Raw genomic sequence first — 25,891 nt, 5'->3', positions numbered from 1 at the left:
TTCAGATTCCTATCGGGGCGACAACTATTCTGACGCGGGGGGGCTGCGCCAGCGGCAGCGTCGCTTGCAGCTTGGCGCGCTGCGCGCCAGCGGTGACCAACTCGGCCTCGCGGCGGCGGATATCGGCTTCGAGGCGGGCGAGCCGGGCCTGCAGGTCCTGCCGCTCGGCTTCGAGCTGCAGGTCGGCGGCTTGCCCTCGCTGACTGGAAACCCGCTCGCCCGCGGCTGCACCGCGCTCGATCGCCGCACTCTCGCGCAACAGCGCTTCGGCGCGCAGCAGCTCGGCCTGCGCATGGCGGCGTTGTTCCTCGACGCTCACCGCATCGGCCTGCGGCGCGGTGGCATCGAGCTCGACCAGCAACTGGCCGGCTTCGATGCTGTCGCCGTCGTGCACGTGGATGGCGGTGACCACCGCGCTCTCCAGCGGCTGGATGATCTTGCTGCGCTCGTGCACCACCAGCCGGCCGGGTGCGACCGCCACCACGTCGATCTCGCCCAGGCAGGCCCAGGCGATGGCGATCACGAACAGGGCGCAGATTGCGATCGCCGCGCGCCCGGGTGCCGGATGCGGCGGGCTCTCCTGCAGCGCCAGGGCGGCGGGCAGAAAGGCGCGTTCGTCGGCCAGGCGCTTCGGGCCGGCGAGTTCTTTGCGCGCGGCCCAGGCGGCGTTCAGCACGGCGCCGTAGCGCCCCAGCAAGGCCAGCCAGGGATGCGGCAGCTGTTGCGCCGATGCGGGTGCGGCTGCGGATGTGGGCGTCATGGCCGTGGCTCCTGTTGGCCTGCGGGAGTGGCGGGGCCTGTTGCGGGCCCGCCCGCCTGCAGCCGCCACAGCTGCGCATACAGCCCGTCAGTACGCAGCAGCACCTCATGGCTGCCGGCCTCGACGATGCGGCCCTGGTCCATCGCGATGATGCGGTGCGCGCCGCGCACGCTCGACAGGCGGTGCGCAATGATGATCACGGTGCGGCCGCGGCAGATCATCGCCATGTGGCGCTGCAGGATCGCCTCGCTCTCGTAGTCGAGCGCGCTGGTGGCTTCGTCGAAGATCAGGATGCGCGGGTTGCCGAACAGCGCGCGGGCGATGGCGATGCGCTGGCGTTGGCCGCCCGACAGGCTGGCGCCTTGTTCACCCACCAACGTGTCGTAGCCTTCGGGCAGCTGGCTGATGAACTCGTGCGCCCCGGCCAGCTGCGCCACCGCCAGCACCGCCTCGAGCGGCGCGCCGGGGTCGGCGATGGCGATGTTGTCGCGGATACTGCGGTTGAACAGCCAGTTCTCCTGCAGCACCACCCCCACCTGGCGGCGCAGCTGGGCGGCGTCGATCAGCGCGATGTCGATGCCGTCGACCTTGACGCGGCCCTGTTCGGGCACGTGCAGGCGCTGGATCAGCTTGGTCAGCGTGCTCTTGCCCGAGCCGGAGCGCCCGACGATGCCGATCACCTCGCCGGGCGCGATCTCCAGGCTCAGGCCCTGCAGTACCAGCGGCGCGTCGGGGCGGTAGCGGAAGCTCACGCCGTCGAGCGTGATGCGGCCTTGCAGCGCGGGCAGTTGCGCGGCGCTGCTCGGTGGCACCTCGGTGCGGGTGTCGAGGATGTCGCCCAGGCGCTGCATCGCAATGCCGGTCTGCTGGAAGTCGGTCCACATCTGCGCCAGGCGCATGATGGGCTGCGCCACCCGGCCGGCGAACATGTTGAACGCGACGAACATGCCCACCGTCAGCGCGCCGTCCATCACCAGCTGGGCGCCGAGCCACAGCGTGGCCACGTTGACGAGCTTGGCGGTGAGGTTGACGCCTTCGTGCGCGGCGTTGGCCAGGGTCTGGGTGCGCAGGCTCGCGCTGACGTAGGCGGCGAGCTGGCCGTCCCAGCGCCGCGCCAGGGCGGGTTCGAGCGCGCTGGCCTTGACGGTCTGGATGCCGGTGAGAGTCTCGACCAGCAGCGCCTGGTTCTCGGCGCCGCGGGCGAACTTCTCGTTCAATCGGGCGCGCAGCAGCGGCACCACGCTCAGGCTCAGGCCCAGGTAGATCGGCACGCTGGCCAGCACGACCAGCGTCAGCGGCACGCTGTAGAGCAGCATCACGGCGATGAAGACCCCCGAGAACAGCAGGTCGAGCACGAGCGTCAGCGCGCTGCCGGTCAGGAAGCTGCGGATGTTTTCCAGCTCCCTGACACGCGCGACCGAATCGCCGACCCGGCGGGCCTGGAAGTAAGACAAGGGCAGCGCCAGCAGATGCCGGAACAGCCGCGCGCCCAGCTCGACGTCGATGCGGCTGGTGGTGTGGGTGAAGACGTAGCTGCGCAAGAGCGTGAGCAGGCTCTCGAACAGCACCACGACCACCAGCCCGACCATCAGCACGTTGAGCGTGGAAAGCCCCCGGTGCACCAGCACCTTGTCCATCACGACCTGGAAGAACAGCGGCGAGACCAGCGCAAACAGCTGCAGGAACAGCGACACCAGCAGCACTTCGCCGAGCAGGCGGCGGTGCTTGACCAGGCTGGGGATGAACCAGCTGAAGTCGAACCTGGCGAGATCACCGGCGACGCTGGCGCGGCTGCTGGCGACGATCAGTTCGCCGCTCCATTGCGCGGCGAAGGTGGCCAGCGGCTCGATCGTGGGGCGGCCGCCGTCGGCCGCAGCGGCATCCTGGAACAGCACACGCTGGCCGTCGCACTGGGCCAGCAGCACCCAGCGTTCGACGGCTGAGCCGTCACCGGTGTCGATGCGCAGGCGCGCCAGCGCCGGCAGCGGCACCAGCGGCAGGCGCTCGGCGCTGCTGGCCAGGCGCTTGGCTTTGAGGCCCAGGTGCTGGGCCGCCACCAGCAGGTCGTCGGTGGTGAATACCTCGTTCGGTGACTTGCCCAACTGGTGACGCAGGCTGGCGGCGTCGGCGCCCAGGTGGTGCAGGCGAGCGAGCAGGCACAGGGCCGGCAGGCCGCTGGCATCGGCGCGGTGGCCCACCGTGGGTTTTGGCGCGACGGGCGCGGGATCGGGATCGGGATGGCGCTGGGCGGGCTGCATGCTTGGCGTGGCACGGCACGCGAAAGCGTTCGATTGCACGCCTTCCCGCACCTGGATGATCGGAGATCAACAATTCACGCCAGAATGTAATTTGCCGATTTGGGATGTGGATATCCCCCAAGAGGTGGAGGCCTGCAGGCCTTGATCCGAGACGACTTCTGTGCTTGGGGCGGTCAGCCCGCCATCAACCGCACCTTCACGCTGCGCCCCTTGACCCGGCCGGCGGCCAGCTTGCGTTCGACCTGCGGCGCGATCTCGCGCGCCACCGCCACGTAGGTCGAGAACTCGTTGACGTTGATCTTGCCGATCTGCGCGCCGGCAAAACCCATGTCCTTGGTCAGCGCGCCCATCACGTCGCCGGGGCGGATCTTTTCCTTGCGCCCGCCGAGGATCTGGATCGTCTGCATCGGCGGCAGCAGCGGCTCGGCGCTGGTCTTGGTGAGCGTGGCCAGCGGTTGCCATTGCGCGGTGAAGCCGTGCATCACCTCGATCTGGCCGACCCGGCCCATCTCGTCCATGCTGGCCAGGCTGAAGGCCCAGCCTTCTTCGTCGGCCCGGCCGGTGCGGCCGATGCGGTGCGTGTGGGTGGCGATGTCGGGCGTGATCTCGACGTTGATGACCGCGCCGAGCTGGCTGATGTCGAGGCCGCGGGCGGCGATGTCGGTGGCCACCAGCACGCTGCAGCTCTGGTTGGCGAACTGGATCAGCACCTGGTCGCGGTCACGCTGTTCCAGGTCGCCGTGCAGCTCGAGCGCCGAATAACCCTGCGCGCGCAGCACCTGCACCAGGTCGCGGCACTGCTGCTTGGTGTTGCAGAAGGCCAGCGTGCTGACCGGGCGGTAGTGGTCGAGCAGCAGCGAGACGGCGTGCAGGCGTTCGTCTTCGCGCACCTCGTAGAAGATCTGGCGGATCTTGCCGGCCGCGTGCTTTTCGGTCAGCTTGATCTCCTTGGGCGCGCGCATGAAGGCCGCGCTGATGCGGGCGATGCCTTCGGGGTAGGTGGCCGAGAACAGCAGCGTCTGGCGCTCTTTCGGGCACTGCTGGATGACGGTCTTGATGTCGTCGAAGAAGCCCATGTCGAGCATGCGGTCGGCCTCGTCGAGCACCAGGGTGTTGAGCGCCGACAGGTCGAGGCTGCCACGCTCGAGGTGGTCCATGATGCGGCCGGGCGTGCCGATGACGATGTGCGCGCCGTGCTCCAGGCTGGCCAGCTGCGGGCGCATGGTGGTGCCGCCGACCAGCGTCAGCACCTTGATGTGGTCTTCGGCGCGGGCCAGGCGGCGCACCTCCTGGGTCACCTGCTCGGCCAGCTCGCGGGTCGGGCACAGCACCAGGCTCTGCACCGCGAAGCGGCGCGGATTCAGGTTGGCCAGCAGCGCCAGCGCGAAGGCGGCGGTCTTGCCGCTGCCGGTCTTGGCCTGCGCGATCAGGTCGTGGCCGGCCAGGGCCAGCGGCAGGCTGGCGGCCTGGATCGGGGTCATGGCGGTGTAGCCGAGCTGCTGCAGATTGGCCAGCGTGGCCGGTGGCAGCGGCAGGCTGCTGAAGGAAAGGGCGGCGTTCGATGCCGGATCTGCGGCCGCGGCCGCGGAGGTGATAGAGCTGCTCATGCGCGATTATCGTGAGTCTGCGGTTAGAGTTCGCCCGGCCCAGATGCCAACCCCCTCCATGCCCGACCAATCGAACCCGACTCCCTCCCTGCCCAAGCGCGCGCCCGTGCGCGCCAACGAGACCCTCAACCTGCCCGTGCCGCGCCACGCCAAACGGGTGCCGGCGCACATCAGCAAGGAGCAGGTCGGGCGCCTTCGACAGAACGCCTACAACCTGCCGCAGGTGGTCAAGCCGGCCGATTACCTGCCGGAAAACAGCGAAGGCCTCGAAGAACACCTCGACACGCTCGGCATGGTGCTGCTGCAGAAGGCGGTGGCCGGCGCGCGGCCCAGCCGCTGGATCGCGCCCGAGCTGATGGACGTCGCGCTGGCCCACATCGAGGCGGTCGGCACCGGGCCGACGATGCGCCCGGCGCTGCTCGAACGCACCGCCGCGCTCGAGGCGCTGGGCGTGTCGCGCCACCTGGGCGAGTGGACGCGCCTGATCAGCCACGCGCTGACGCTGTCGGAGCCGGGCTGGCGCGTGCCGGTGCTGTTCCGGCTGCCGGTCGATGCGCAGCCGGTCTGGGCCTTCTACCGCACCGGCGACCGCGCCGCGCTGCTGGCGGCGATCGGCGCGCCGGTCGGCTATCCGCATGCGGCCGAGCTGCTGGCGCACCTCGAATCGCTGCTGGCGCGCAGCCGCTCGTTCAAGTCGCAGCACCTCGAGTCGCTGCTGCCGCGCCTGCTGGCCGAATGTGCCGTGCCGCAGTCGCCGGCCCAGTTCGCCGAGCTGAAGGCCGCCTGCAGCCGGGCCCAGGAACGCTGGGAACACCGCGCCACCGAGCTCGACACGCTCGAAGGCCTGAACTCCGAGCTGGCGTTCCAGGGCTACCCGGACACCTTCGTGAAGGCGCGCAACCTGCAGCGCAACGTCACGCTCTACGTCGGCCCGCCCAACAGCGGCAAGACCTACGCCGCCTTCGAGCGCCTGGCCCAGGCGATCGACGGCGCCTACCTGGCGCCGCTGCGGCTGCTGGCGCTCGAAGGGCGTGATCGCCTGGTCGGGCGCGGCGTGCCGTGCTCGCTGCTGACGGGCGAGGAGAACGTGCCGGCCGAGGGCGCGCGGGTGGTGTCGAGCACCATCGAGATGGTCAGCACCAACACGCCGATCGACGTGGCGGTGATCGACGAGGCGCAGATGATCTTCGACAACTCGCGCGGCTGGGCCTGGACCCAGGCGATCGTGGCGGTGCCCGCGCGCGAGGTCATCATCATCTGCTCGGCCTACGCGGTGCCGGCGATCGAGAACCTGCTGGGCCTGTGCGGCGAGCGCTGCACGGTGCGCGAGTTCGAGCGCAAGCAGCACGTCGAGCTGCTGCCGCACGCGGTGTCGCTGTCGGGCCTCAAGCTCGGCGACGCTGTGGTGGCGTTCAGCCGCCGCGAGGTGCTGTCGCTGCGCGACAAGATCGCCGCCAGCGGCCACCCGGTGTCGGTGATCTACGGCGCGCTGCCGCCCGAGGTGCGCCGCCGCGAGGCCGAGCGTTTCGCGCACGGCGAGTCGCACGTGCTGGTCGCCACCGACGCCATCGGCATGGGCCTGAACCTGCCGATCCGCCGCGTGCTGTTCAGCACCCTGACCAAGTTCGACGGCCAGGCCGACCGCTCGCTGAGCGAGTCCGAGGTGCACCAGATCGCCGGCCGGGCCGGCCGCTACGGCATGCACGAGGAAGGCTTCACCGGCGTGCTGAAGGAGGCCGAGCCCTCGGCCGAGCGCAGCCTGAAGGACCTGCTGCACCGCGCCCCGCGCGCGCCGCGCGACTTCAAGGCGCCGGTGGCGCCCAACGGCTGGCACGTCGACACGATCTCGAGGCGGCTCAACAAGACCCGCCTGCGCGAGGTGCTCGACGTCTTCATGGACCAGCTCAAGCTCGACGACGCCCACTTCGCGGTGGCCGAACTCGAGCAGATGCTCGACCTGGCCGAGAAGCTCGACATCAGCGCCGCGGGCCTGACGCTCAAGGAGCGCTTCACCTACGCGCAGGCGCCGGTCGACACCCGCACCGAATCGCAGGTGCAGGAATACCTGGAGTGGAGCAGCAACCACGCCCGCACCGGCCGTGCCGGCACGCCGTGGTTCCTGCAGGGCGTCGACGGCCACAGCCGGCTCGACCGCATGGAGCAGGCACTGCGTGCGTGCACGCTGTGGCTGTGGCTGGACCTGCGGTTCCCCGGCGTCTACGGCCACCTCGACGAGGTGATCGCGCTGCGCTCGGACCTGAACGACGGCATCGAGCGCCAGCTCAAGGGCAAGCGCCCGCTGTCGCAGGTGCGCCACCGCGCGCGCCGCTGAGCATGAAGGCGCCCAAGCGGCTGCAGTCGCTGGTCGACGAAGGCCTGATCGACACGGTGGTGCGCCAGCTCATGAGCGGCAAGGAGGCGATGGTCTACGTGGTGCGTTGCGGCGACGACACGCGCTGCGCCAAGATCTACAAGGAAGCCACCCACCGCAGCTTCCGCCAGGCGGTCGACTACACCGAGAACCGCAAGGTCAAGAACACCCGCCAGGCCCGCGCGATGGCCAAGGGCAGCAAGTTCGGCCGCGAGAAGCAGGAAGAGGCCTGGCAGAGCGCCGAGGTCGACGCGCTCTACCGCCTGGCCGGCGCGGGCGTGCGGGTGCCCAAGCCGTACAACTTCCATGACGGCGTGCTGCTGATGGAGCTGGTGACCGATGAAAACGGCGACGCCGCGCCGCGCCTGAACGACGTCGTCTTCACGCCCGAAGACGCGCGCCGCCACCACGCCACGCTGATCGCCGAGGTGGTGCGCATGCTCGGCGCGGGGGTGGTGCACGGCGACCTGTCGGAGTTCAACATCCTGCTCGCGCTCGACGGGCCGGTGATCATCGACCTGCCGCAGGCGGTCGACGCGGCCGGCAACAACCACGCCCAGCGCATGCTGCTGCGCGACGTCGACAACCTGCGCGGTTTCTTCGGCCGCTTCGCACCCGAGCTGCTGCGCACCGAATACGGCCACGAGATCTGGGAGCTGTTCCAGCGCGGCGAACTGCACCCCGACACGCCGCTGACCGGCCGCTTCAAGCACAAGGCCGGCGCGGTCGACCTGGGCAGCGTGCTGCGCGAGATCGACGACGCGCGCGACGAAGAGGCGGCTCGCCGCTTGCGGCTGCAGACGACGCAGTAGATGGTGGGCCGCGAGGCCCGTCGGACTACTTCAAACGCTTGAGCACCTGCTTGAACTGCGCGTGCTCGCAGCTGCGCAGCCACTCGAACCCGACCATCTCGACGCTGACGATGCCTGCCCCGGCCGACTGCAGGCGCTGCATCGCCAGCGCGTGGTTGTCGGCCACACGCGAGGCGCAGGCCGGCGCCACCACCCACACCCGCAGGCCCGCGTCGAGCAGGCCGAGCGCGGTCTGCATCAGGCAGACATGGGCCTCGCAGCCGGCCACCACCACCTCGCGTGGATGGCTGGCGGTGGCCGGTGGCAGCTGCTCGAGCAGACCGTCGGCGCAGGCGTCGAAATGCAGCTTCGAGAGCGTGTGGTCGCAGCGCGTGCGGATCGCCTCGTGATTGGGCCCGAGGCCTTGCGGGTATTGCTCGGTGCCGATCACGGCCACACCCAGGTCGCGGGCGATGTCGGCCAGCAGCGTGGCCTGCGCCAGCGCCTCGGTGCCGCCGTGCAGGGCGGGCAGCAGGCGCTGCTGGTAGTCGACCAGCACGAGCGTCGAGCGTTGCAGGTTGATCAGGTTCATGGGCGTGGCTCCAGGGTTCTTGGCGAGGATCGAGGTGCGCGCGATCGGCGCGTCACGGGCGGGCGCCAGCGTATCGCGCAATCGGGTGTCGATGGCGTCGTTCGACCCGGGTGTCAGAATCGTTCGACAACGAGCTTGAGGAGACACCCGATGCACGCTGCCCCGCCCACCCGGACCGCCGCCACCGCCGGCCTGATGACCGCGGTCGACTACCGCGAATCGCTGCGCCGCTTGCGGCCCGTGGTCTACGTCGACGGCCAGCGGATCGAGTCGGTGGCCGATGCGCCGAGCCTGCAGCCGGGCATCAACGCGCTGGGCGTCACCTACGACCTGGCGCACGACCCGGCGATGGCGCGGCTGATGACGGCGCGCCACACGCGCAGCGGCCGCACCGTCAACCGCATGCTGCACGTCAACGAGTCGGCCGGCGACCTGCTCGACAAGCTCGAGGCGGTGCGCCTGCTGTGCCAGGAAACCGGCTGCGCGCAGCGCTACCTGGCGCACGACGCGCTCAACGCCATCGGCCAGGTCAGCGCCCGCATCGACGACGCCCGCGGCAGCACCGAACACCGCGCCCGTTTCGAGGCCTACCTGCAGCGCGTGCAGACCGAGGACCTGGCGCTGGGCATCGCGATGACCGACGCCAAGGGCGACCGCTCGCGCCGCCCGCACCAGCAGGCCAATCCCGACACCCATGTGCACGTGGTCGAGCGCAAGCCCCAAGGCATCGTGATCTCGGGCACCAAGGCGATCGTCACGGGTGCGCCGTACATGCACGAGTTCCTCGTCATGCCCGGTCGCAACATGAGCCGCGAGGACGCCGATTTCGCGGTCTGCTGCGCGGTGCCGGTGGATGCGCCGGGCATCACCATCGTGGCGCGCCCGGCGGGGCGGCCGGGCGAGAAGGTCGAACACGGCGCGCCGCTGTTCTCGCGCCGCTACGGGCAGTCGACCGGCGTGGTGATCTTCGACCGAGTGTTCGTGCCGTGGGAGCGCGTGTTCTACGCCGGTGAATGGGAGCACTCGGGCACGCTGACCTACCACTACGCCACCCACCACCGCCACAGCTGCATCGGTGCGCGGGCCGGTTTCGGCGACCTGCTGATCGGCGCGGGCGCGCTGATGTGCGAGGCCAACGGCTTCGACCCAGGCCAGACGTCGAGCCTGCGCGAGCCGATGGTCGAGCTGATCAAGATCACCGAAGGCTTCTTCGCCTGCGGCGTGGCGGCCAGCGTCTACGGCACGGCCGATCAACACAGCGGGACCTTCATGCCCGAGCCGGTGTTCGCCAACATCGGCAAGCTGCTGCTGGCCACGCAGATCTACGACATGCACCGGCTCGCGCACGAGGTCTCGGGCGGCCTGATCGTGGCGCTGCCCGGGCCCGACGAGGACCACAACCCGGCTACCGCCGCCACGCTGGCCGAGGTGCTGCGCGCCAATCCGGCGGTGCCCTACGACAAGCGCATCGAGGTGGCGCGCTTCGTCGAGGACCTGACGGCGTCGTACCAAGCCGGCTGGTATTCGGTCATCAGCCTGCACGGCGGCGGCTCGCCGGCGGCGATGAAGCAGGAGATCTGGCGCAACTACCCGCTGGGCAACAAGGTCGATCTGGTCGAGCGCCTGCTCGACCGTGGCGTGCTCGCGCCCACCGAAGGCGGCGACACCCGCGCCATCACCCGCAACCGCCAGCCCGGGCGCTGCTGCGACAGCGGCTGCACGCAGCCCGGCCAGGCGGTGATGGTGGCCTTGCCGGTGTCGACGCGTGACGATGTCGCAGGCGCCTAGCATCGGCGCCATTTCCACATCGTCACACCGGAGACCCCCATGCAAGCCCGCTACAAGATCGCCGTCATCCCCGGCGACGGCATCGGCCGCGAAGTGATGCCCGAGGGCCTGCGCGCGCTGCAGGCCGCGGCGCGCCGTTTCGACCTGGCCTTCGATTTCACGCCGATCGAATGGGCCAGCTGCGACTACCACGCCCGCACCGGCGAGATGATGCCCGCCGACTGGAAGGCGCAGCTGCAGGGCATGGACGCGATCTATTTCGGCGCGGTCGGCTGGCCGGCGACGGTGCCCGATCACGTCTCGCTGTGGGGCTCGCTGCTGAAGTTCCGGCGCGAGTTCGACCAGTACATCAACCTGCGGCCGGTGCGGCTGTTCGAGGGCGTGCCGTGCCCGCTGGCCGGGCGCCGCGCCGGTGACATCGACTACTGCGTTGTGCGCGAGAACACCGAGGGCGAGTACACCAACCTCGGCGGCGTGATGTTCGCCGGCACCGAACGCGAGATCGTGATCCAGGAGTCGGTGTTCTCGCGCCACGGCACCGACCGGGTGCTGAAGTACGCCTTCGAGCTGGCCCGCAGCCGTGCCCGCAAGCACCTGACGGTGGCGACCAAGAGCAACGGCATCGCCATCAGCATGCCGTGGTGGGACGGCCGCGCCGATGCGATGGCGATGGCCTATCCCGAGGTGACGGTCGACAAGCAGCACATCGACATCCTCAGCGCACGTTTCGTGCTGCAGCCCGGCCGCTTCGACGTGGTGGTGGCGAGCAACCTGTTCGGCGACATCCTGAGCGACCTCGGCCCCGCCACCACCGGCACCATCGGCCTGGCGCCGTCGGCCAACCTGAACCCCGAGCGCCGCTTCCCGTCGCTGTTCGAGCCGGTGCACGGCTCGGCGCCCGACATCTACGGCCGCAACATCGCCAACCCGGTGGCGATGATCTGGTCGGGCGCGCTGATGCTCGACTTTCTCGGCCATCGCGACGCCCACGACGCGATCGTGCGCGCCATCGAGACCGTGCTGGCGCAGGGCCCGCGCACGCCCGACCTGGGCGGCAGCGCATCGACCACCGAGATGGGCGAGGCGATTGCTGCGCTGATCGGCACCGCGGCGCGCTGACGGCCGTCGGCGAACCCGGGTCGGCGCCCGCGGGTCGGCGCGCTGCGCACGCTCAGGGCGATTCCAGCCGGCGGATCAGCGCGTCGATCAGGGTGTCGTCGGCGGGCGACTCCAGGCGGTGCTCGCGCAGGGTGCGCACGAGTTGCGGGCTGGCGATCGACGCCCGGTCGGCGCGGATCAGGATGCCCGCGACGGCGTCCTGCACGGGCTCCGACGGCGTCCTCGCATAGAGCTCGACCAGCAGATCGACGATGCCGCGGTCGGCGACGTGGTGTCGCCCCAGTGCCTCGAGCGCGCGCACCTGGGCCACGGGCGCGTCCATGCGCACGATCTCGGCCGCCAGGCCTTGCAGCGCGACGGGGTCGGTGAGCGGCCGATGCCGCAGGTAGGCCTGCGCGATCAGCGCATCGGCCTCGTTGCCGCCCACCAGCCCGGCCAGCGTGCGCGCGTGGTCCTCGGCGCTGCCCAGGCAGGCGCGCACGGCCGCGTGCGGCATGTCGTCGGCCGGCAGGCGCCGGCTGAAGGCGCCGTCGAGCTCGTGCCGCCGGTTCAGGGTGCAGGCCAGGTTGACCTCGGTCAGGCCGACCGCGGGGCGCGCCTGCAGTTCGCGCAGCATCCGCACGAATTCCTCCCGGCGTTCATCGGCCGACAGCCAGCCCAGCTCGCGTGCGACATCGACCATGCGCACGCGCATTTCCGGCTGATCGGTCTGGCGCGCAAACGCCAGGAAGTGGCCGCTGGCGACGATGTCCTGCGCGATGCGATCGAGCGCCAGGGCGGTCTCGGGGGCCTGCCGCGCGGGCTCGTCGAGCGCCGTCATCAGCTGCTCGATGCGGTCGAGATGCAGCAGCGTGGCGGCCGTCCCGCTGCGCAGGAGCCGGCGCACGAACGCCAGCTTGCTTGCGATCGACGACCGCTCGTCGGCGAACTGGCACATGTCGCGCCGGGCGTCGGCGTGCGGATCCTGGTCGGTGATGCCGTGCGCCACGGCCATCGGGTAGGGCGCGAAATACCCGAGCAGGCTGCCGCTCGGGTGGCCGCGTCCGATCTCGCGGCCGCCGTTCGCCTGCAGATAGCGATCCAGCGTGGCGCCTGCCAGCGGGCCCAGCGGCGCCGTCGACGAGAAGCCGTAGATCACCGGCACGTCCTTGAACACGTGGCGCATCCGGTCGCGGCTGCTGTTGCCCAGCCCCGTGTTCAACGACGCCAGTTCGCGCTCGGCCTCGGCGCGCGAGTGCCCCTCGCGCACCAGCGCCCGAACGATCTCGGCCGACGTGCTGCCCAGCGGTTTCGGGTTCAGGGTGTTGCAGCCGAACAGGTAGACCTCCTTCAGCTGCGAGAACAGCGCCGGGCACGACTGGCTGCAGGAGATGCGCTCCAGTTCGGCCACCGGCAGGTGCTCGCCGGTGTCGAGCTGGTCCGAGAAGAACTGGCTGCTGCCGTCGTAATGGCCGGAGACGATGAGCACGTCGCACTGCACGTCCGCACGGCACGCCGACGCCAGCCAGTCGGGCCGCCCGCGCTCGACAAGTTCGACGAAGCGGAACCGTGCCTCGGGCAGGTGGCGGCGAAAGGCTTCCTTCTCGTCGGCGGAGTTGACGGTGACGGTGCAGACCGTCTGCACCTCGGCCGCCGCCAGTGGCGCCGACAGCGCCGACAGCGTCAGCAGAGACAGGATCGCGGCCAACGGCAGGAGACGGGGCTTGAGCGTCCGGCGCATGCCGTCATCGTAGCGATCGCGGTACTTGACCTGGGTCAATCAGATCGATGACCCGTCAAGTGCGAGCCGGCGCAACATCGAACCTTGCCGTCAGGCAAGACTCGTGACAGAGCCGGCAGCTGCAGCAGACAGGATCGACGGTGTCGATGCGCCGCATCAGACCGTCGAATCGACAGTTGAACCCGAAAGGAAAACGACATGACGATTCGCTTCGCCCTCGCATTGGCCTTCTCCACCGCGCTTGTGCCCGCCGTGGCCGCGGACGTGACCTACCGCAACGACATCCGCCCGTTGATCAAGGCGCAGTGCGACGAATGCCACGGCGACACGGCACCGACGCTGGCCGAGTTCAAGCTGGCCGAGGAGCGCTACAAGAAGGAAAAGCTCGGCCCGCGCACCGACACCTACGCCGACCTGGTCCAGCTGATCAGCTGGCCCGACACGGGCGCACTGATGCGCCGGCTCGATGACGGCAGCAACACCGCCGACAAGAAGCCCGGCAACATGTACAAGCACCTGGGCGAGACCGAGGCCGAGCGGGCGAAGAACCTCGAGATCATCAAGACCTGGGTCGGCGGCCCAGGCGCCTGGAATCTCAATCGCTGGGAAAAACGCGGCGAGGTTCCTGCCATCACGAAGGAACAGCTCGACATGCTGAAGGTCAAGTATTGAGATCGAGCATCAAATCAAAGAACGCTTTGCTGTGATTCGAGACCCGGCGCCCAGAACGCTGTACCCGGTCTGCACGGCCTGCTGACCAAAGAAAAAGGCCCACTCCCCATCGGAGAGTGAGCCTTCTTTGACGGTGGTGGGAGGAGGGGGTTCGCAACACAGGCACAAGCTGTTGATTCAAGACGGATCATGGACTTTCGGCACCAGCAGTTGCCCCCAAAGTTGCCCCCAGCGCTGGCAAGCTTGAGCTACTGGACCCGGCCCCGCACCACCCGGTTGATTGCCCGGTCCAGGCCGGCCCAGCTCGTCAGCAGGCGCTGCTGATCGTAGACGTCGAGCAACTGGCGAACTGCCTCGCGGTCTACCTGCTCGGCACCGGGCCCGCAGCGGCGCAATGCATCGAGCGCGGCCTGCGCCAGCGGCGCAGCCTCGGGGCCGATGCCGGCGGCGGCCAGCTCGGCACTGATCCGGCACGATCGACGCAGCGTGAGCAAATCGGCGGGCGTGGCCTGGCCAGCATCGAGCGCGGCCATGCTCATCAGTTCAAGCGTGCGCAGGCTGCAAAGGTCGTCCGCCTCGGTCAGCTTGCTCGCGAACAGCGCCAGGCGCACCGGGTGGGCGTCAGAGTCAAAGTGCTTGCGGCGGGTTCTCTTGCGCATGTGCAAAGGGCGCCCCGAAGGCGCCCTGTTGGGTTGAATAGGGTCGACCTCCCCGCGTGGTGTGCGGCCCAAGTCGACGGGCTGACTCTGCGAGGAGGAAGAAAAACGCAGTAGCCAGCGGGTGGCGGCCATGTTGACCAGGCTCATTGCGTGGGGGCTATGGTCGCCTCGCTCAACCCCACGCCGATTCGTTGGACTGTCAGGCGCCTACGGACTTGTAGAGGCCGCGCCAGTCGATCACACCGCCGCCGAAGTCGAGGCGAACCTTCATGTGCAGGCCGTCGATTTCGAAGCCTTCTTCGGTGAAGATCTCCGGGCCGTTGGCCGAGTCCAGGTAGCCGTACTCGATCGTCTCGATCACGGCCGAATCGGCGGCCAGATACCAGGCCGTCGGAGACACCGCATCGAGGCGCGGATCTACCACCAACTCCAGCCGGCCGGCGAACGGATTGACGCTGGAAGACTGGTTCGGTGTGATGGCGCTCACCAACTGCTCGGCGGTCGTTTCCAGTGCAGCCGGCACCACCAGGTAACGCGGGGAAGCATCGATCGGCGTTTTGCCGTCCAGGCCTTTCTGCAGTCGCATCGCCTGGCGGGCCACCGTCAGAGCGGACAGCTGTAGCGCAGAGCCTGCGCCGGTGGCCAGGTTCCCGTGGGCGGCGTGGAACAGCGCGGTGCCGTCGTACATCGAGGGATTGCTGGTCAGCAGATCCACGAGGAACTGATTTTCGAATTCGGCCGACGCCTTACCCAAGCGCACGGACATGTCGCCGAAGGCGTTCAGGTCGTCGTTCACGAGTGCCTGGCGCGAGATGCCGAAGATGCGGCCGAATGTGGCCAGGCTGTAGCTCGAGGTCGTGTCGGCCATGGAGCCGCTCTTGAACTCCCCGTGTTCGTTGACCTTCAGCAGGGCTGGCGCTTCGCCCAAGTTCAGCTTCTGCTTGGCGCGGAAATCGGCCACGGTGCTGGCCTTGAACACCCGCTTGATGCTGGGGGCCGACTCGTAGCCCTGGCGCAGCAGCCGATTTCCAGCGCCCTGCAACAGGCCCGCAAAGTCGCTCGTGGTATGCAACGCCCGCTCGACCAGCTCGCGCGGTGCCATCGACGTTGTGCGAAGGCCGCGATGCTCCAGCAGGTCGCGCGCCATGTCGGCCATGCGGGCGTGGCGGTACTGGTTGCCGGTCTTGGCGGCCGGGCCGCCCATCCGAGCCACCAGGGCCTCTTGCATCTGCTCAACCTGCGGACCGTGGATTTCGTGGCCGATGCTGGCCAGGCTGCGGCCGTGGTACTCCATGCCGTTGGAGGTCGTGTTCAGGTGGCCACCCGAGGCCCGGTCGCTCGACGCCAGGGCGTCCAGGACGTGGGCGCGCACCGCGTCCAGGGTGGCGCCGCGCTGGATCAGGCCATCGGCCACGCTGGCGTTGAGGCCGTGGAGCTTGACCAGCTCGCGCACTTCGTTGGGGGCAGCTGCGCGGGTGTGCAGGTCGAGGGTGTTTGCGGGCATGGGGGAATTCCCTTCAGGGGTTTGGAGTTGGCCAGCGCTGCGGCCGATACCGACGGTTGAATCTTCAGGAACGGCCAAGACGGACGCCTCGTAGGGCGTCCACGAGGTGGCGGCAATGCCGCCGAGAATGGGTTCGGTGGCGTTGATGCGGTAGCCCACCGAGATGCCGCGCAACAAGCCGTCGCGCACGTCTTGGAAGACCTCCTGGGCCTTCTCCGACTGGCCGAAGCGTGCGGTGCCGACCAGGCGCCGGCCATCGAGGCGCACGTTCTCGACCACGCCGACAGGCTGGGCGTGGTCGTGGCAGTACAGCAGCGGCAAGCCCCCGATGGCGCGGCTCAGGTCGATGCACTGGGGTTCGTGGCGCAGAACCTCCAACTCGCCGTAACGCATCACTGGCCGTTCGCTGGACAACGAAACCGGCACGGTCCGCGCGGCCAGGTCGACCAGCGCCCGCTCGAAGGTGGCAGAGCGGTTGACCAGCTCAGTGCGGGACATGGCCAGCCTCTTGAACGGTGGGGATGCGGGTGTTGGCCAAGACTTCGGCCACGTCATCCATGAGCATGGGCTCTTGTTGCGCGGCCAGCTGCAGCGCGTCCATGCCCAGTTCGAGAAGTTGGCGTGGGGTCAACTTCATCTCGATGTCTTGGCCATCGCGAACGATCAGCAGCGAGCCGTCGACGCGCAGGTACAGGCTCACGCTGGCGGGGCGTGGCGTACTGGGTGGGGTGGGTGTGTTCATGGCACCGATCGTCGGCGCCATCGGCTCAGGCTCACACAATGAGCCTATGGCGATCAGTCGCCGGCAGTGCTGTGCAAGATGCGCTTGATATGAGAAGTGGACCCGGGCGCGGCGCAGGTTTCGGCCTCGATGCGCAGGATCAGCGGATGGCGTTCGCGCACCATGGCCACCAGCGCCCGGGCCTTGTTCGGATCTGTCAGTGTGGCTGCCAGGTCGCGCAGGGCGGCATCACGGCGCTGCAGTGGCAAGGCCCGAGCCGGCACGTCATACGCACCGCCCTGGCGCGGCCTGAGACCCAAGGCGGCCTGCAGATCGTGCCCGTCCTTCAGCCAGGCCTCGAAGCCATCGGCACACCAGCGTGCTGCCGGATCGTCCGGGAAAGCGCGCAGCAGGTCGATCACCTTGTGCAGCTGCTCGCCACGATCAGCAGGCGTCGGCAGCGGGTTCGCTGTCTCGCCGGTCAGCCAGGCTGCCATCGCGCCCAAACCACCCGAGACCTCAGCGGGCGGTTGCATCGTCTTCATGGCCGACCTCCTCCGGTACTTCGTCGTCGAGCGCGTCAAGCTGGGCCTCTACCAGTGCGACCGTCGAGCGAATCCACTCGTTGCGTGCTGATGCGATCACTTGCTGGACGGCGGTGCGTGCCGCTTCGGGCAGGTCGGGGCAGGTCTTGCGCAGCGAGCCGTCGAGCTGGTCGAAGCGGTCGACCACCGCGGCCGACGCTGCGCCCAGCACATCGGCCAGCAGACCGATCGGCGCGTATTCGCCGCGCGCCACCGCGTTGCGCATCTCCTGCGCCTCACGCTGCGAGCGAGCCAGGGCGGCGCGCTCCTGCACCAGGTCGAGCCCCTGGCCATCAGCCGACAGCCGCCCGGCGGCCTGCTCACGCAGTCGGGCGCAGTAGGCCAGCAGCCACATCTTCCACGGGTCACCGGCTTCGATCACGCCGGCCTGCACCAGCCCAGACACCGCCGGCTGACTGATGCCCACCAGGGCACCGAAGGCGGCCTGAGTCATCACCTCATCGTCCATCACATAACCCCCTTAGGAGACCCACACAACAGCGCGAGAACGGGATTAGAACTACCCGCGCTGGCAGGGACCAGGGAGGACCCGGGGCATTCGCACGCCGCTCTCCACTGGTCGACACGGCACGGTTTCCAGCCCCACCGCCCACACGCACAAACCCACTGCACAAACCGCACAAACTGCACAAACCCGCTTTCAGCACCCTGCACCGACCTGCACCGCTCAGACCCTTCGGCATGGTTTGTGCGGTTTGTGCGGTTTGTGCAGTGGGTTTTTGTCCGTGCGAGGTAAGTGATTGATATAGAAGAAGAAATGTCTTCATTTGGCTTTAATGGCTCTTACTGGATTTACTGCACAAACAGGCCAGGATTGACCAGGAACAGACGCGAAGGCCGCGCGCCCGGATTGGCCCGGCTCACCTCGCGCAGCACGTGGTCAGACATCAGCCGGTGCATCGCTGCATCGAGGCGCGCCGTGGTCGAGAACCGCCCGCGCATGGCCAGCCGGCACTCTTGCGCCGTGAACTCGTGGTGCTGCTGAGCCCGGCACCAGGCCAGCACCGCCTGCGCGTCGACGTCGACCGCATCGGCACCCAACAGGCCGAACATGGCCTGCGCGTGCACGGTCAGCAGCTCGCCAAGCTCGATGGCTCGGCGCATGGTGTCCTCGTGCACCATGTCGGCATGCAGGCCCGTCTCGGCCAGTTCCAGCAGCGCCGCGATGCGTGCCACTGCGCCCGGCAGCTTGCCGGCCCAGTCGCCGATCGCATCGAAGGCGCCGCCCGGTGCGAGCCCGAGCTCGACGTACTCGGCCAGGTCGAGCCACAGCTCGCGCGCCGAGTCGGAGAACACCAGCACCGCCGGCTCCTCGGGCGGCTCTTCCCCGGCTTCCAGCAGCGCGAGAAGGCGCTCTTGATAGGCCTGGCGCACCTCGGCCGGGATCGGCAGCCGCTGGCGCACGTCACGCCGTCCGAGGTTGCTCGCCGGCATGGCCACCAGGAAGCGCGCCAGCAGGCCCGAATCCCGGAAGCGCTTCGATCCGGCCAGCTCCGCCATGGTGCCGGGCTGGATGGCCAGGCCGATCGTGAGCGCTGGCCGGTCGATGTGCGCGGTACGGCCCGCCCGGTCCACCCGGATCGGCGTTCCTGCGTGCCCCATCAGCAGCACGTCGAGCGCCGCCTTGCCGCCCGAGTAGAGCCCGCCCAGCACGGCCAGCACGTCGCCTTCGTCGGCCAGGATGGCCATGCGGCCCTTCTGTTCGACCAGCAGGGCTTGCAGCACCTCGGCGGTGGCGTTGGTGGTGAACAGCCGCGGCGTGTGCAGCTCCTCGGGCATGGCCTCCTCTTCGGCCTGGATCGCCGCGCGCACGTTCTCGCGCTCGCCTTCGTCCTTCGCCTTGGCCGACTCGGCGAGTAGGCGCTCGATGCGCTTGCGCGCCACCGCCCGCTCCGACTCGTTGCGCGCGATCCGTGCCCGCGCTCGATCCCGCGCCCGCTTCTCGCTCAGCACGATCGGCGCCGTCATCGCGGTGAAGACCGCGCTCTTGCGGTTGCCGCTGCCCAGCAGCACGGCCACGAACAGAGCCAGGGGCTCGCGGTAGTCGTCGCCGTAGGGCGAGACCTCGAAGCGCCGCTGCAGCGCCGTGGCCAGCACCGACAGGCCCGTCAGCACCGCCAGCGCCGGCGGGGTCTGCGTGCTCGCCGCCACCGCCGCGGCCATGTCGCCCAGCCAGGTCGGCAGCAGCCGCGCCGGGATCTCGGGAGTCGGGCGTGTGCCCGGCAGCACCGGCGCCGGCCAGGGCAGGCCCTCAGCGTCAGCAGCAGGATCACCAAGCGCCGCGACACCCGATCCCCATGCCTGGGCATCGGTGGACAGCTGCGCGGGCTCAGACAGGCGCAGTGCGTCGGCCACCTGTGCGCGCACCGCGTCAAGGCCGGCCGCCGCCGCCAGGTCGTTGAAGTCGGTCGGCTTGTTCATTGGCTACCTCCGAAGGTCGGCAGCGCCACCAGGCCACCGACCGCACGCGCCGCCTCGATCGCTGCGGCCTGGCCGGTGCCGCTGTCGTCGCGGTCGCCACAGATCCCGATGCGGGCCTGCGGGAACTTCGATCGCAGCGCCACCGCCACCCGCGCCAGGTTGCCGGCCGAAAAAGCCGCAGCCGTGGCTATGCCGGTGGCATCGAACAGCGTCGCCGCCGTCGCGTAGCCCTCGCACACCAGCAGCCCGTCACGGGGCTCGCCGATGGCGCAGTAACAGCCGCCGATGCGCCCGCCGGTCAGGAAGCGCTTGGTGCCGTCGGCGTCGATGAACTGCAGCGTGTGCAGCTCGCCCTGGCGGTCACGCGCCGGCACCAGCAGGCGCTCGCCCAGCTGGCGCAAGCCATAGGCGTGTACGCGTTTGCGCTGCAGGTAGGGATGCGCGTCGATCGCCGGCCTGGCCAGACGCCACAGCTTCAGCGCCTTGGCCTGCGCTTCGGCGTGGGCCCGCTGCTGATCGGCCAGCCGCGCCGCGGTCGCCTGCTCGCGCTGCAGCTGCAGCTGGCGGCGTTCCTGCGCGGTCATGTGCTGGCGCACCAGCTCGCGCCAGCTGTGCTGTTCACCGGTGCGCCAGGAACCGACCACGCCCCACACGTCGGGGTGGCTGTACATCACGGCCCAGCCGTTGCGGGAGCCGGATTTGTCGCCCTCCACGCGGAAGCGTTCGAGCTTGCCGTCTGTCAGATTCAGCGGCTTGGCCGGCGCCAGGCCGACCGAGCGCATGAAGGCCTCGAAGTGGTCGGCGGCGCTCATTCTGTTGCCTCCACCTGGCGCGGAAACGCACTCAGCGCAGCGACGGCGCGGCGCTCGGCAGCAGCACGCCGGCCAGCGGCCAGCCGCGCCACCCGCTCGGCATTCTTCTTGGCTTCGATCTGGCGAACAGACTCCAGCGCCTTGCGATGGTTGGCGATCTTCGCGTCGATGTACTCGACGCGGCCAGCCTCGCGCATCGCCAGGCACGCCCACTCGATCAGCTCGTGCATCAACCAGTGCGCCGTCTGGTCGCGGTTGTCCCAATCGCCCCGCGCAGCGGTGGCGGCGCTCATCACTGAGCAGTAGATGCGGTAGGTCAGGGCGCGAACGTCCTCCGGCGCGACCTCCTTGGTCGAGACCATCATGGCGCGCATTGCCTCCAGGGCAACGCTGAACGCGTCTTCATCGGCACCCGGCGCACGCGGTGCCCAGTCCTTTTTGCTGGTGCGGAACGGCAGCTGATCCCACACGGCAGGCAATGCAGCGGCGTCACCGGCCGCGCCGGTCTTCTTCTTGGCGGCCATGTCAGCCTCCTTGTTCGGTGGTGGGGTGCTGCAGCTGCCAGCAGGACAGCAGGACTTCGAGCGACTGCGCATCGACGCGCAGGGACTCGATGTCGCGCGCGCTCAGGGTCGCCAGATCGGTGCGGTCAGGGGCGCACAGCGCGGCCATCTGCGCGGTGAGGTCGCGCCACTGGTGGGCGATCTTCATGATCGGGGTGGGCTTACGCATGGTCGGCACCCCCACGGCTCAGGCGGTCGGCGGCGATCACGCCATAGGTGCGGGCACGCAGCTCGGCACGGCGCAGGGCTGCGCGGTCGGCCAGGCGGAAGGCGAGGCGCTTCAGGTAGTGGCGGGGCGGGGTGTGCGCCTGGGGCGCGGATGCGGCAGCGGATGTGCCGACTTTGGGGGTCGTCATGGTCTCGGGCTCCTGATTGAGCATCGAAGAACCACCATTGCCGATTTCACGCGGCAGAGGGTGGGCGAGATGTTGAAATCCAGAAATCAGTCTGGCGGCCACGCTCGCGCTATGACCCATCTCGCCCATTGAAACCTTGACGGAATTCGGGCATGACGAAGCGCCGCTGTCGTGGGCGCCAAACGCTGATTTCGAGGTGATTTCAAGCACCTGCGGCCAGTATGCCGGCCGGGCTTGTGGGCGGTCAAGCGTTCTCATGCGCCTTCCCGGCCATCGAGGGGTCACCGCGCACAACTGCGCACAGGTGATCTTCAAGCGTGGTGGGCTGGCCAGGCTTGGATGTCGCCACCACCACGCCGGTGTTGTGGTCGGTCACCACCACCTGGCCGGGCCAATTGAAGCGGGCCAGGTACTTGTCGCCACCGCGCGAGAAGGTGGCCTTGCAGCCCGGGTGCCGGGCCTTCAGCAGCGCCGCGGCCTGGGTCAGCAGGGCCAGGGAGACGTCAGGGTGCAGGCGCATCACTTCGGCCCCTGCGTGGTGGTTTGCGCCAGCCAGCGTTTGACCAGGCCGGCCGACCAGCGCACGCAGCGCGGGCCGTCGCGGTAGTCGGCGGCCGGGAAGCGCTTTTCAGCTATCAGCTCGCGGATGTTCGATGCGCTGCGGCCGACCAGTACGCTGACCTCACGGATCGTGAGCCGCTGCATGTCGGCCAAGTCGTTGGATGCGAGCACGGGGACAGTGCGGGGTGTGGACGCTTTAAGCGGCGAAATGTGTTGCTTTGCGGTGTTCATGTGCTCATGAGAAGCGACGCCGCCCAAAAGCCGAAGGCCACTTATTCGGATTTACTGACCTTGACCCATGCCCGGAAATCGCGCCGCAGTTGCCGGGCCGACACCGCGCCGCGGCGAAACTCAGAAGCAAGCTCACATGCCTCTTCCAAGTTTCCGCACCTCGTGTAGTAGTGGTTCACCATCGCTGCATTTGTCCGGCTCCACTCGTCGTGCATCACGCTCTTTGGTCGTCCCCTCGTGGGGCGCTTCAAATTGATTCCGTGGCGCTGAAGTGCTGCAGAAATGCCACGAACCAAAGGCAATGGGATGCTGATCCCAGAAGAAACGCAATCTTCAAGCCGAGCAAAAAGAAACGCCCACACGCCAGGGTCTTCAAGCCGCTCAGCGCATTCGATGGCGGTTTGAGCTGCGCGGTCGACCGTGGCCTGATCGCCTCCACGCATCAATACAGAGTGCGCCCGGAAAAAAGTTTTGGCTGGATCGTCTTGTGCGTCTTCAGTCACGCCACGCCCTTGAAATGCACCACCTGCGCACCGGTGCGCAGACGGTCGAGGTAGTCGGCCCACGTCTGCATCATCAGCCGGCGCTGCGCGACGAATTCGGTGCGGTTGTAGGCCCGGCCCAGCGCATCGGGCACCGAGTGCGCCAGCTGCGCTTCGATGGCCTCGGTAGGTAGGTTCAGGCGCTCGTGCAGCATCGTGCGGGCGCTCGACCGAAAGCCGTGGGCGCGGTGTTCGTCGCCGGTGTATCCCATGGCGTCGAGCGCCGCATTCAGCGTGTTCTCGCTCATCGGCTGGTCACGGTGTCGCACACCCGGGAACAGGTAGGCACCGCGGCCGGTCAGTGGGTGCAGATCGCGCAGCAGCGCCACCGCCTGGCGGCTCAGCGGCACCAGGTGGTCGGGCCCGTTCTCCTTGCCGGTCTTGCGCCGCTTCATGCGCGCAGCAGGCACCAGCCACGTGCCTGCATCCAGGTCGAACTCGTTCCATTGCGCCTCACGCAGTTCAGCACCAGGCCGCAGGAACACCAGCGCGGCCAGTTGCAGCGCCGTGCGCACCGCGGGCGTGCCGCGGTAGGCGTCAATCGAGCGCAGCAGCTCACCGAAGCGCTGCGGATCGGTGATGGCCGGTATGTGCCGGGTGGTATGGGTCTTGAGTGCGCCGGCCAGGTCGCGCGCGGGGTCGCTGGTCACGTTGCCTTCGGCCACCGCGAAGCGAAACACCAGCGAGCACGTCTCGCGCACCCGCCGGGCGGTCTCGATGGCGCCCCGGGCCTCGATGCGCCGCAGCATCACCAGCAGCGCAGGCGGTGTGACGTCAGCCACGGGCAGGTGGCCGATGTAGGGAAACACGTCGTTGGCCAGCCGGGCCTCGATCTTGTCGAAGTAGCGCGGCGCCCAGTCGCCACGGCGGATGACCAGCCAGGCGAGTGCCACCGCCTCGAAGGTGCCGGGCAGGGGCTCGCCGCCGGCCTGCAGCGTGGCGATCACCTGAACCTGCACCTTGGCTGCCTTCGTGTCTTTGCGGGTCTGGCTGGGGTCGGTGCCGGCGGCGATCAGGGCTCGCACTTCGTCGCGGCGCCGTCGCGCATCGGCCAGGCTGACGGCCGGGTAGACACCGAGGGATAGCCGGTTTTCCTTGCCGTCGAGCCGGTACTTGATCCGCCAGTAACGCGCGCCACTGGGCTGCAGTTCCAGGTACAGGCCGCCACCATCAGCGAGCTTGCGCGGCTTTTCGCCGGGAGTCGCCTTGCGGATGGCGGTGTCGGTCAGGTTGTTGATGGTGGCCATGGCTTGGGGGCAACTGGGGGCAACTTTTCAGATGCGTTTTGAGTTGCCCCCAATGTTGCCCCCACGATGCCCCGGTTTCAAGCGTTGCCATGCGTTGCTATACGGGCAAAGAAAAAGCTCTAGAGCGTTGATTCTCTAGAGCTTTTGTTGCCAAGCGGTGCTTGGCGGGGTCTTGTGTGGTGGAGAGGAGGAGGATCGAACTCCCGACCTTCGCATTGCGAACGCGACGCTCTCCCAGCTGAGCTACCCCCCCACACGACATGCAAAGTCTAGCAGACAGATTGCCCCCCTACACAGGCCGATCAGGTGCCTGAACGGCCGGTTGTGATGGTGTAGAAACTGGGTTTTCCATGACGGCAGAGGGGCGAAGATGACGGTCATGTCGCAGGTTCCGGCGCATCCGGGCGTTGCAGAAGAAGGGACTGCTCCGGACGACGAGCGAACGCGCTGGCTCGAGGTGCAGTACAACAATCGGGCCCGCATTCCCGAGCACCCGCAGATCTTTGCGCGCTGGGCTGCGGTCTCGGCACAGGTGAGGGCGCAGTCGCACTGTGAGCTCGACCTGCCGTACGGCCCGACCGCGGGGCAGCGGCTGGATGTCTTTCCGTGTGACGACGATGGTGCGCCGGTGCTGGTCTATCTGCACGGCGGCTGGTGGCGCTCGCTCGACAAGTCCGATCAGTCGCTGGTGGCGCCGGCTTTCGTGCGCGGCGGTGCGATGGTGGTGGTGCCCAACTACGACCTTTGCCCTGCCGTCGGCATCGACACCATCGTGCAGCAGGTGGCGCAGTCGGTGGCCTGGGTGTGGCGCAATGCGGCGCGTTTCGGGGCCGACAGGCGCCGCATCGTGCTGGCCGGGCACTCGGCCGGCGCGCAGTTGGCGGCGATGTTGCTGGGTCTTGACTGGCCGAAGCTGGCGCCCGATCTGCCGGCCGCCATGCTGCGCAGCGGTCTGGGGCTGTCGGGTGTCTACGATCTCGGGCCGCTGATGGCGACGCCGTTCCTGCAGCAGGATCTGCGGCTCGATGAAGGCCAGGTGGCGCGATTGAGTCCGGCGCGCCTGACCGCGCCCAAGGGCCGTTTCGCCGCTTTGGTGGGGGGCTTGGAGAGCGAGGAGTTCCTGCGTCAGAACCAGCTCATCGCATCGGCCTGGGGCCGGCGCGTGGTACCGGTCTGCGAGGCCCTGCCGGGCGTTCATCACCTGTCGATCGTCGACGAACTGGCCGAGCCGGGGACGCGGGTGCAGTCGCTCGCCTGGGAATTGCTGGATCAGGGCGCCTGATCGGCAGGTCGCCCGGCGTGTGTTCAGGGCTGCGGCTTGCGCTGCGCGCGGGCGCGTGCCAGGGCCGCTTCGACGACGCTGCGCTTGCGTTGCAGCTCGGCCGGCGTGTTGTGGCGCGTGAGTTCTTCGAGATGCGCGAGCTTGTCTTCGGTCTTGGCCAGCAGGGCGTCGGCATGTGCGCGCTCGGCGGCTTCCAGGCGTCGGGTGCGCTGCTCGTAGGCGCTGCGCGATCGGCCGGCCTGGGCCGGGCTCCAGGCGTTCCAGCCCGAGGCCCCCGGCGTGACCACCTCGACCTGGATGCAGTCGACCGGGCACGCCGGCAGGCACAGTTCGCAGCCGGTGCAATCGGCTTCGATCACGCTGTGCATCCGCTTGTGTCCGCCGACGATGCAGTCGACCGGACAGGCCTTGATGCACAGGGTGCAGCCGATGCACCAGGCTTCGTCGATCCAGACCACGGTGCGCGGGCCTTCCGTGCCGCACTCGGGGTCGAGCGGCGACTCGGGCTGGCCGGTCAGTGCAGCCAGGCGCCGAATGCCCTCGGCGCCGCCGGGCGGGCAACGGTTGATCGGCGCCGCGCCCTCGGCGATCGCCTGCGCGTAGGCGCGGCAGTCGGGGTAGCCGCAGCGCGTGCACTGGGTCTGCGGCAGCAGGGCGTCGATCGGGTCGACATCGACGGGGCGGAGCGGGGCGATCATGGCGGGTAAAA

Annotated in this window: 26 protein-coding genes and 1 tRNA gene; 6 read left to right on the top strand and 21 right to left on the bottom strand. The window is 68.8% G+C overall.

What is annotated here, in order from left to right; genetic code table 11:
* Position 1: 1 nt before the first annotated feature.
* From LCHO_RS14995 to dbpA, 3 genes are all read right to left on the bottom strand, one after another.
* Positions 2-760, bottom strand: a complete 759-nt coding sequence (locus LCHO_RS14995; protein ID WP_083772745.1) for a putative HlyD family type I secretion protein — start codon at positions 758-760, stop codon at positions 2-4.
* Positions 757-3,018 carry a type I secretion system permease/ATPase gene (locus LCHO_RS14990; protein ID WP_012348014.1) on the bottom strand — a complete coding sequence of 754 codons (2,262 nt, stop codon included), beginning with the start codon at positions 3,016-3,018 and terminating at the stop codon, positions 757-759. Before LCHO_RS14990 ends, LCHO_RS14995 begins: the two co-directional genes overlap by 4 nt.
* 173 nt (positions 3,019-3,191) lie before the next feature.
* Complete coding sequence (gene dbpA, locus LCHO_RS14985; protein ID WP_012348013.1) at positions 3,192-4,625, bottom strand: ATP-dependent RNA helicase DbpA; 1,434 nt, start codon at positions 4,623-4,625, stop codon at positions 3,192-3,194.
* 58 nt (positions 4,626-4,683) lie between these two features.
* On the opposite strand from dbpA, the gene LCHO_RS14980 reads away from it, so the two are divergent.
* Positions 4,684-6,957, top strand: a complete 2,274-nt coding sequence (locus LCHO_RS14980) for a helicase-related protein (protein WP_012348012.1) — start codon at positions 4,684-4,686, stop codon at positions 6,955-6,957.
* A gap of 2 nt (positions 6,958-6,959) precedes the next feature.
* Positions 6,960-7,808: a PA4780 family RIO1-like protein kinase gene (locus LCHO_RS14975; RefSeq protein WP_012348011.1), complete on the top strand. Its 849-nt coding sequence runs from the start codon at positions 6,960-6,962 to the stop codon at positions 7,806-7,808.
* A 25-nt stretch (positions 7,809-7,833) separates the two neighbouring features.
* Here the strand turns inward: LCHO_RS14975 and LCHO_RS14970 are convergent, their stop codons facing one another.
* Complete coding sequence (locus LCHO_RS14970; RefSeq protein WP_012348010.1) at positions 7,834-8,379, bottom strand: isochorismatase family protein; 546 nt, start codon at positions 8,377-8,379, stop codon at positions 7,834-7,836.
* A 150-nt stretch (positions 8,380-8,529) separates the two neighbouring features.
* Between LCHO_RS14970 and LCHO_RS14965 the strand changes: the two genes are divergently transcribed.
* Both LCHO_RS14965 and LCHO_RS14960 read left to right on the top strand, forming a co-directional pair.
* A complete protein-coding gene (locus LCHO_RS14965; protein WP_012348009.1) occupies positions 8,530-10,167 on the top strand; it encodes a 4-hydroxyphenylacetate 3-hydroxylase family protein in 1,638 nt (545 codons plus the stop codon).
* Between the two features lie 39 nt (positions 10,168-10,206).
* Positions 10,207-11,286 (top strand): tartrate dehydrogenase, encoded by a 1,080-nt coding sequence (locus tag LCHO_RS14960; RefSeq protein WP_012348008.1) that lies wholly within the window; start codon positions 10,207-10,209, stop codon positions 11,284-11,286.
* A 52-nt stretch (positions 11,287-11,338) separates the two neighbouring features.
* Here the strand turns inward: LCHO_RS14960 and LCHO_RS14955 are convergent, their stop codons facing one another.
* Positions 11,339-13,006: a hypothetical protein gene (locus LCHO_RS14955; RefSeq protein WP_150105486.1), complete on the bottom strand. Its 1,668-nt coding sequence runs from the start codon at positions 13,004-13,006 to the stop codon at positions 11,339-11,341.
* Between the two features lie 198 nt (positions 13,007-13,204).
* Between LCHO_RS14955 and LCHO_RS14950 the strand changes: the two genes are divergently transcribed.
* Entirely contained in the window at positions 13,205-13,678 is a 474-nt protein-coding gene (locus tag LCHO_RS14950; RefSeq protein ID WP_012348006.1) for a hypothetical protein, read from the top strand.
* Between the two features lie 248 nt (positions 13,679-13,926).
* Here LCHO_RS14950 and LCHO_RS14945 read toward each other — a convergent pair whose 3' ends face one another.
* The 15 genes from LCHO_RS14945 to LCHO_RS14880 form a co-directional block, all read right to left on the bottom strand.
* The gene (locus tag LCHO_RS14945) at positions 13,927-14,484 is read right to left on the bottom strand and encodes a hypothetical protein (protein WP_223210452.1); all 558 of its coding nucleotides are present in this window, start codon (positions 14,482-14,484) and stop codon (positions 13,927-13,929) included.
* 52 nt (positions 14,485-14,536) lie between these two features.
* On the bottom strand, positions 14,537-16,339 hold the full coding sequence (locus LCHO_RS14940) for a prohead protease/major capsid protein fusion protein (RefSeq protein WP_012348004.1): 1,803 nt from the start codon (positions 16,337-16,339) through the stop codon (positions 14,537-14,539).
* The gene (locus LCHO_RS14935) at positions 16,326-16,583 is read right to left on the bottom strand and encodes a hypothetical protein (RefSeq protein WP_150105485.1); all 258 of its coding nucleotides are present in this window, start codon (positions 16,581-16,583) and stop codon (positions 16,326-16,328) included. Before LCHO_RS14935 ends, LCHO_RS14940 begins: the two co-directional genes overlap by 14 nt.
* A gap of 53 nt (positions 16,584-16,636) precedes the next feature.
* Positions 16,637-17,107: a hypothetical protein gene (locus LCHO_RS14930; RefSeq protein WP_012348002.1), complete on the bottom strand. Its 471-nt coding sequence runs from the start codon at positions 17,105-17,107 to the stop codon at positions 16,637-16,639.
* On the bottom strand, positions 17,082-17,600 hold the full coding sequence (locus LCHO_RS14925) for a hypothetical protein (protein ID WP_223210451.1): 519 nt from the start codon (positions 17,598-17,600) through the stop codon (positions 17,082-17,084). Before LCHO_RS14925 ends, LCHO_RS14930 begins: the two co-directional genes overlap by 26 nt.
* A gap of 359 nt (positions 17,601-17,959) precedes the next feature.
* Positions 17,960-19,588 (bottom strand): YfjI family protein, encoded by a 1,629-nt coding sequence (locus LCHO_RS14920; RefSeq protein WP_012348000.1) that lies wholly within the window; start codon positions 19,586-19,588, stop codon positions 17,960-17,962.
* Complete coding sequence (locus tag LCHO_RS14915) at positions 19,585-20,400, bottom strand: toprim domain-containing protein (protein ID WP_012347999.1); 816 nt, start codon at positions 20,398-20,400, stop codon at positions 19,585-19,587. The genes LCHO_RS14920 and LCHO_RS14915 overlap by 4 nt, the downstream gene beginning before the upstream one ends.
* Positions 20,397-20,924: a hypothetical protein gene (locus LCHO_RS14910; protein ID WP_012347998.1), complete on the bottom strand. Its 528-nt coding sequence runs from the start codon at positions 20,922-20,924 to the stop codon at positions 20,397-20,399. Before LCHO_RS14910 ends, LCHO_RS14915 begins: the two co-directional genes overlap by 4 nt.
* Before the next feature lies 1 nt (position 20,925).
* Positions 20,926-21,132: a hypothetical protein gene (locus LCHO_RS14905; protein WP_012347997.1), complete on the bottom strand. Its 207-nt coding sequence runs from the start codon at positions 21,130-21,132 to the stop codon at positions 20,926-20,928.
* The gene (locus LCHO_RS14900; RefSeq protein WP_150105484.1) at positions 21,125-21,319 is read right to left on the bottom strand and encodes a hypothetical protein; all 195 of its coding nucleotides are present in this window, start codon (positions 21,317-21,319) and stop codon (positions 21,125-21,127) included. Before LCHO_RS14900 ends, LCHO_RS14905 begins: the two co-directional genes overlap by 8 nt.
* A gap of 244 nt (positions 21,320-21,563) precedes the next feature.
* Positions 21,564-21,839 (bottom strand): hypothetical protein, encoded by a 276-nt coding sequence (locus LCHO_RS14895; RefSeq protein ID WP_012347995.1) that lies wholly within the window; start codon positions 21,837-21,839, stop codon positions 21,564-21,566.
* Positions 21,839-22,051: a helix-turn-helix transcriptional regulator gene (locus LCHO_RS14890; RefSeq protein WP_150105483.1), complete on the bottom strand. Its 213-nt coding sequence runs from the start codon at positions 22,049-22,051 to the stop codon at positions 21,839-21,841. The genes LCHO_RS14895 and LCHO_RS14890 overlap by 1 nt, the downstream gene beginning before the upstream one ends.
* A 101-nt stretch (positions 22,052-22,152) precedes the next feature.
* Positions 22,153-22,614 carry a hypothetical protein gene (locus tag LCHO_RS23430; RefSeq protein ID WP_150105482.1) on the bottom strand — a complete coding sequence of 154 codons (462 nt, stop codon included), beginning with the start codon at positions 22,612-22,614 and terminating at the stop codon, positions 22,153-22,155.
* Positions 22,611-23,900, bottom strand: a complete 1,290-nt coding sequence (locus LCHO_RS14885; protein WP_012347993.1) for a tyrosine-type recombinase/integrase — start codon at positions 23,898-23,900, stop codon at positions 22,611-22,613. Before LCHO_RS14885 ends, LCHO_RS23430 begins: the two co-directional genes overlap by 4 nt.
* 177 nt (positions 23,901-24,077) lie before the next feature.
* A tRNA-Ala gene (locus tag LCHO_RS14880) sits at positions 24,078-24,153 on the bottom strand.
* 117 nt (positions 24,154-24,270) lie between these two features.
* Here LCHO_RS14880 and LCHO_RS14875 point away from each other — a divergent pair.
* Positions 24,271-25,182, top strand: coding sequence for an alpha/beta hydrolase (locus tag LCHO_RS14875; RefSeq protein ID WP_012347992.1), 912 nt, complete (start codon positions 24,271-24,273; stop codon positions 25,180-25,182).
* A gap of 23 nt (positions 25,183-25,205) precedes the next feature.
* On the opposite strand, the gene LCHO_RS14870 is transcribed toward LCHO_RS14875, so the two are convergent.
* Positions 25,206-25,880 carry an RnfABCDGE type electron transport complex subunit B gene (locus LCHO_RS14870; RefSeq protein WP_012347991.1) on the bottom strand — a complete coding sequence of 225 codons (675 nt, stop codon included), beginning with the start codon at positions 25,878-25,880 and terminating at the stop codon, positions 25,206-25,208.
* Between the last annotated feature and the right edge of the window lie 11 nt (positions 25,881-25,891).

Source organism: Leptothrix cholodnii SP-6 (assembly GCF_000019785.1).
GTDB lineage: Bacteria > Pseudomonadota > Gammaproteobacteria > Burkholderiales > Burkholderiaceae_C > Sphaerotilus > Sphaerotilus cholodnii.
This window is presented reverse-complemented; position numbering and strand designations above follow the sequence as displayed.

Coding starts and splice junctions, on each gene's coding strand:
- LCHO_RS14955 (WP_150105486.1), bottom strand. CDS start 13,006: ATGCGCCGGACGCTCAAGCCCCGTCTCCTGCCGTTGGCCGCGATCCTG.
- LCHO_RS14875 (WP_012347992.1), top strand. CDS start 24,271: ATGACGGTCATGTCGCAGGTTCCGGCGCATCCGGGCGTTGCAGAAGAA.
- LCHO_RS14935 (WP_150105485.1), bottom strand. CDS start 16,583: ATGAACACACCCACCCCACCCAGTACGCCACGCCCCGCCAGCGTGAGC.
- LCHO_RS14915 (WP_012347999.1), bottom strand. CDS start 20,400: ATGAGCGCCGCCGACCACTTCGAGGCCTTCATGCGCTCGGTCGGCCTG.
- LCHO_RS14965 (WP_012348009.1), top strand. CDS start 8,530: ATGCACGCTGCCCCGCCCACCCGGACCGCCGCCACCGCCGGCCTGATG.
- LCHO_RS14920 (WP_012348000.1), bottom strand. CDS start 19,588: ATGAACAAGCCGACCGACTTCAACGACCTGGCGGCGGCGGCCGGCCTT.
- LCHO_RS14945 (WP_223210452.1), bottom strand. CDS start 14,484: ATGAGCCTGGTCAACATGGCCGCCACCCGCTGGCTACTGCGTTTTTCT.
- LCHO_RS14905 (WP_012347997.1), bottom strand. CDS start 21,132: ATGCGTAAGCCCACCCCGATCATGAAGATCGCCCACCAGTGGCGCGAC.
- LCHO_RS14950 (WP_012348006.1), top strand. CDS start 13,205: ATGACGATTCGCTTCGCCCTCGCATTGGCCTTCTCCACCGCGCTTGTG.
- LCHO_RS14990 (WP_012348014.1), bottom strand. CDS start 3,018: ATGCAGCCCGCCCAGCGCCATCCCGATCCCGATCCCGCGCCCGTCGCG.
- LCHO_RS14895 (WP_012347995.1), bottom strand. CDS start 21,839: ATGCGCCTGCACCCTGACGTCTCCCTGGCCCTGCTGACCCAGGCCGCG.
- LCHO_RS14910 (WP_012347998.1), bottom strand. CDS start 20,924: ATGGCCGCCAAGAAGAAGACCGGCGCGGCCGGTGACGCCGCTGCATTG.
- LCHO_RS14870 (WP_012347991.1), bottom strand. CDS start 25,880: ATGATCGCCCCGCTCCGCCCCGTCGATGTCGACCCGATCGACGCCCTG.
- LCHO_RS14995 (WP_083772745.1), bottom strand. CDS start 760: ATGACGCCCACATCCGCAGCCGCACCCGCATCGGCGCAACAGCTGCCG.
- dbpA (WP_012348013.1), bottom strand. CDS start 4,625: ATGAGCAGCTCTATCACCTCCGCGGCCGCGGCCGCAGATCCGGCATCG.
- LCHO_RS14885 (WP_012347993.1), bottom strand. CDS start 23,900: ATGGCCACCATCAACAACCTGACCGACACCGCCATCCGCAAGGCGACT.
- LCHO_RS14925 (WP_223210451.1), bottom strand. CDS start 17,600: ATGACTCAGGCCGCCTTCGGTGCCCTGGTGGGCATCAGTCAGCCGGCG.
- LCHO_RS14930 (WP_012348002.1), bottom strand. CDS start 17,107: ATGAAGACGATGCAACCGCCCGCTGAGGTCTCGGGTGGTTTGGGCGCG.
- LCHO_RS14980 (WP_012348012.1), top strand. CDS start 4,684: ATGCCCGACCAATCGAACCCGACTCCCTCCCTGCCCAAGCGCGCGCCC.
- LCHO_RS14960 (WP_012348008.1), top strand. CDS start 10,207: ATGCAAGCCCGCTACAAGATCGCCGTCATCCCCGGCGACGGCATCGGC.
- LCHO_RS14975 (WP_012348011.1), top strand. CDS start 6,960: ATGAAGGCGCCCAAGCGGCTGCAGTCGCTGGTCGACGAAGGCCTGATC.
- LCHO_RS14940 (WP_012348004.1), bottom strand. CDS start 16,339: ATGTCCCGCACTGAGCTGGTCAACCGCTCTGCCACCTTCGAGCGGGCG.
- LCHO_RS14970 (WP_012348010.1), bottom strand. CDS start 8,379: ATGAACCTGATCAACCTGCAACGCTCGACGCTCGTGCTGGTCGACTAC.
- LCHO_RS14900 (WP_150105484.1), bottom strand. CDS start 21,319: ATGACGACCCCCAAAGTCGGCACATCCGCTGCCGCATCCGCGCCCCAG.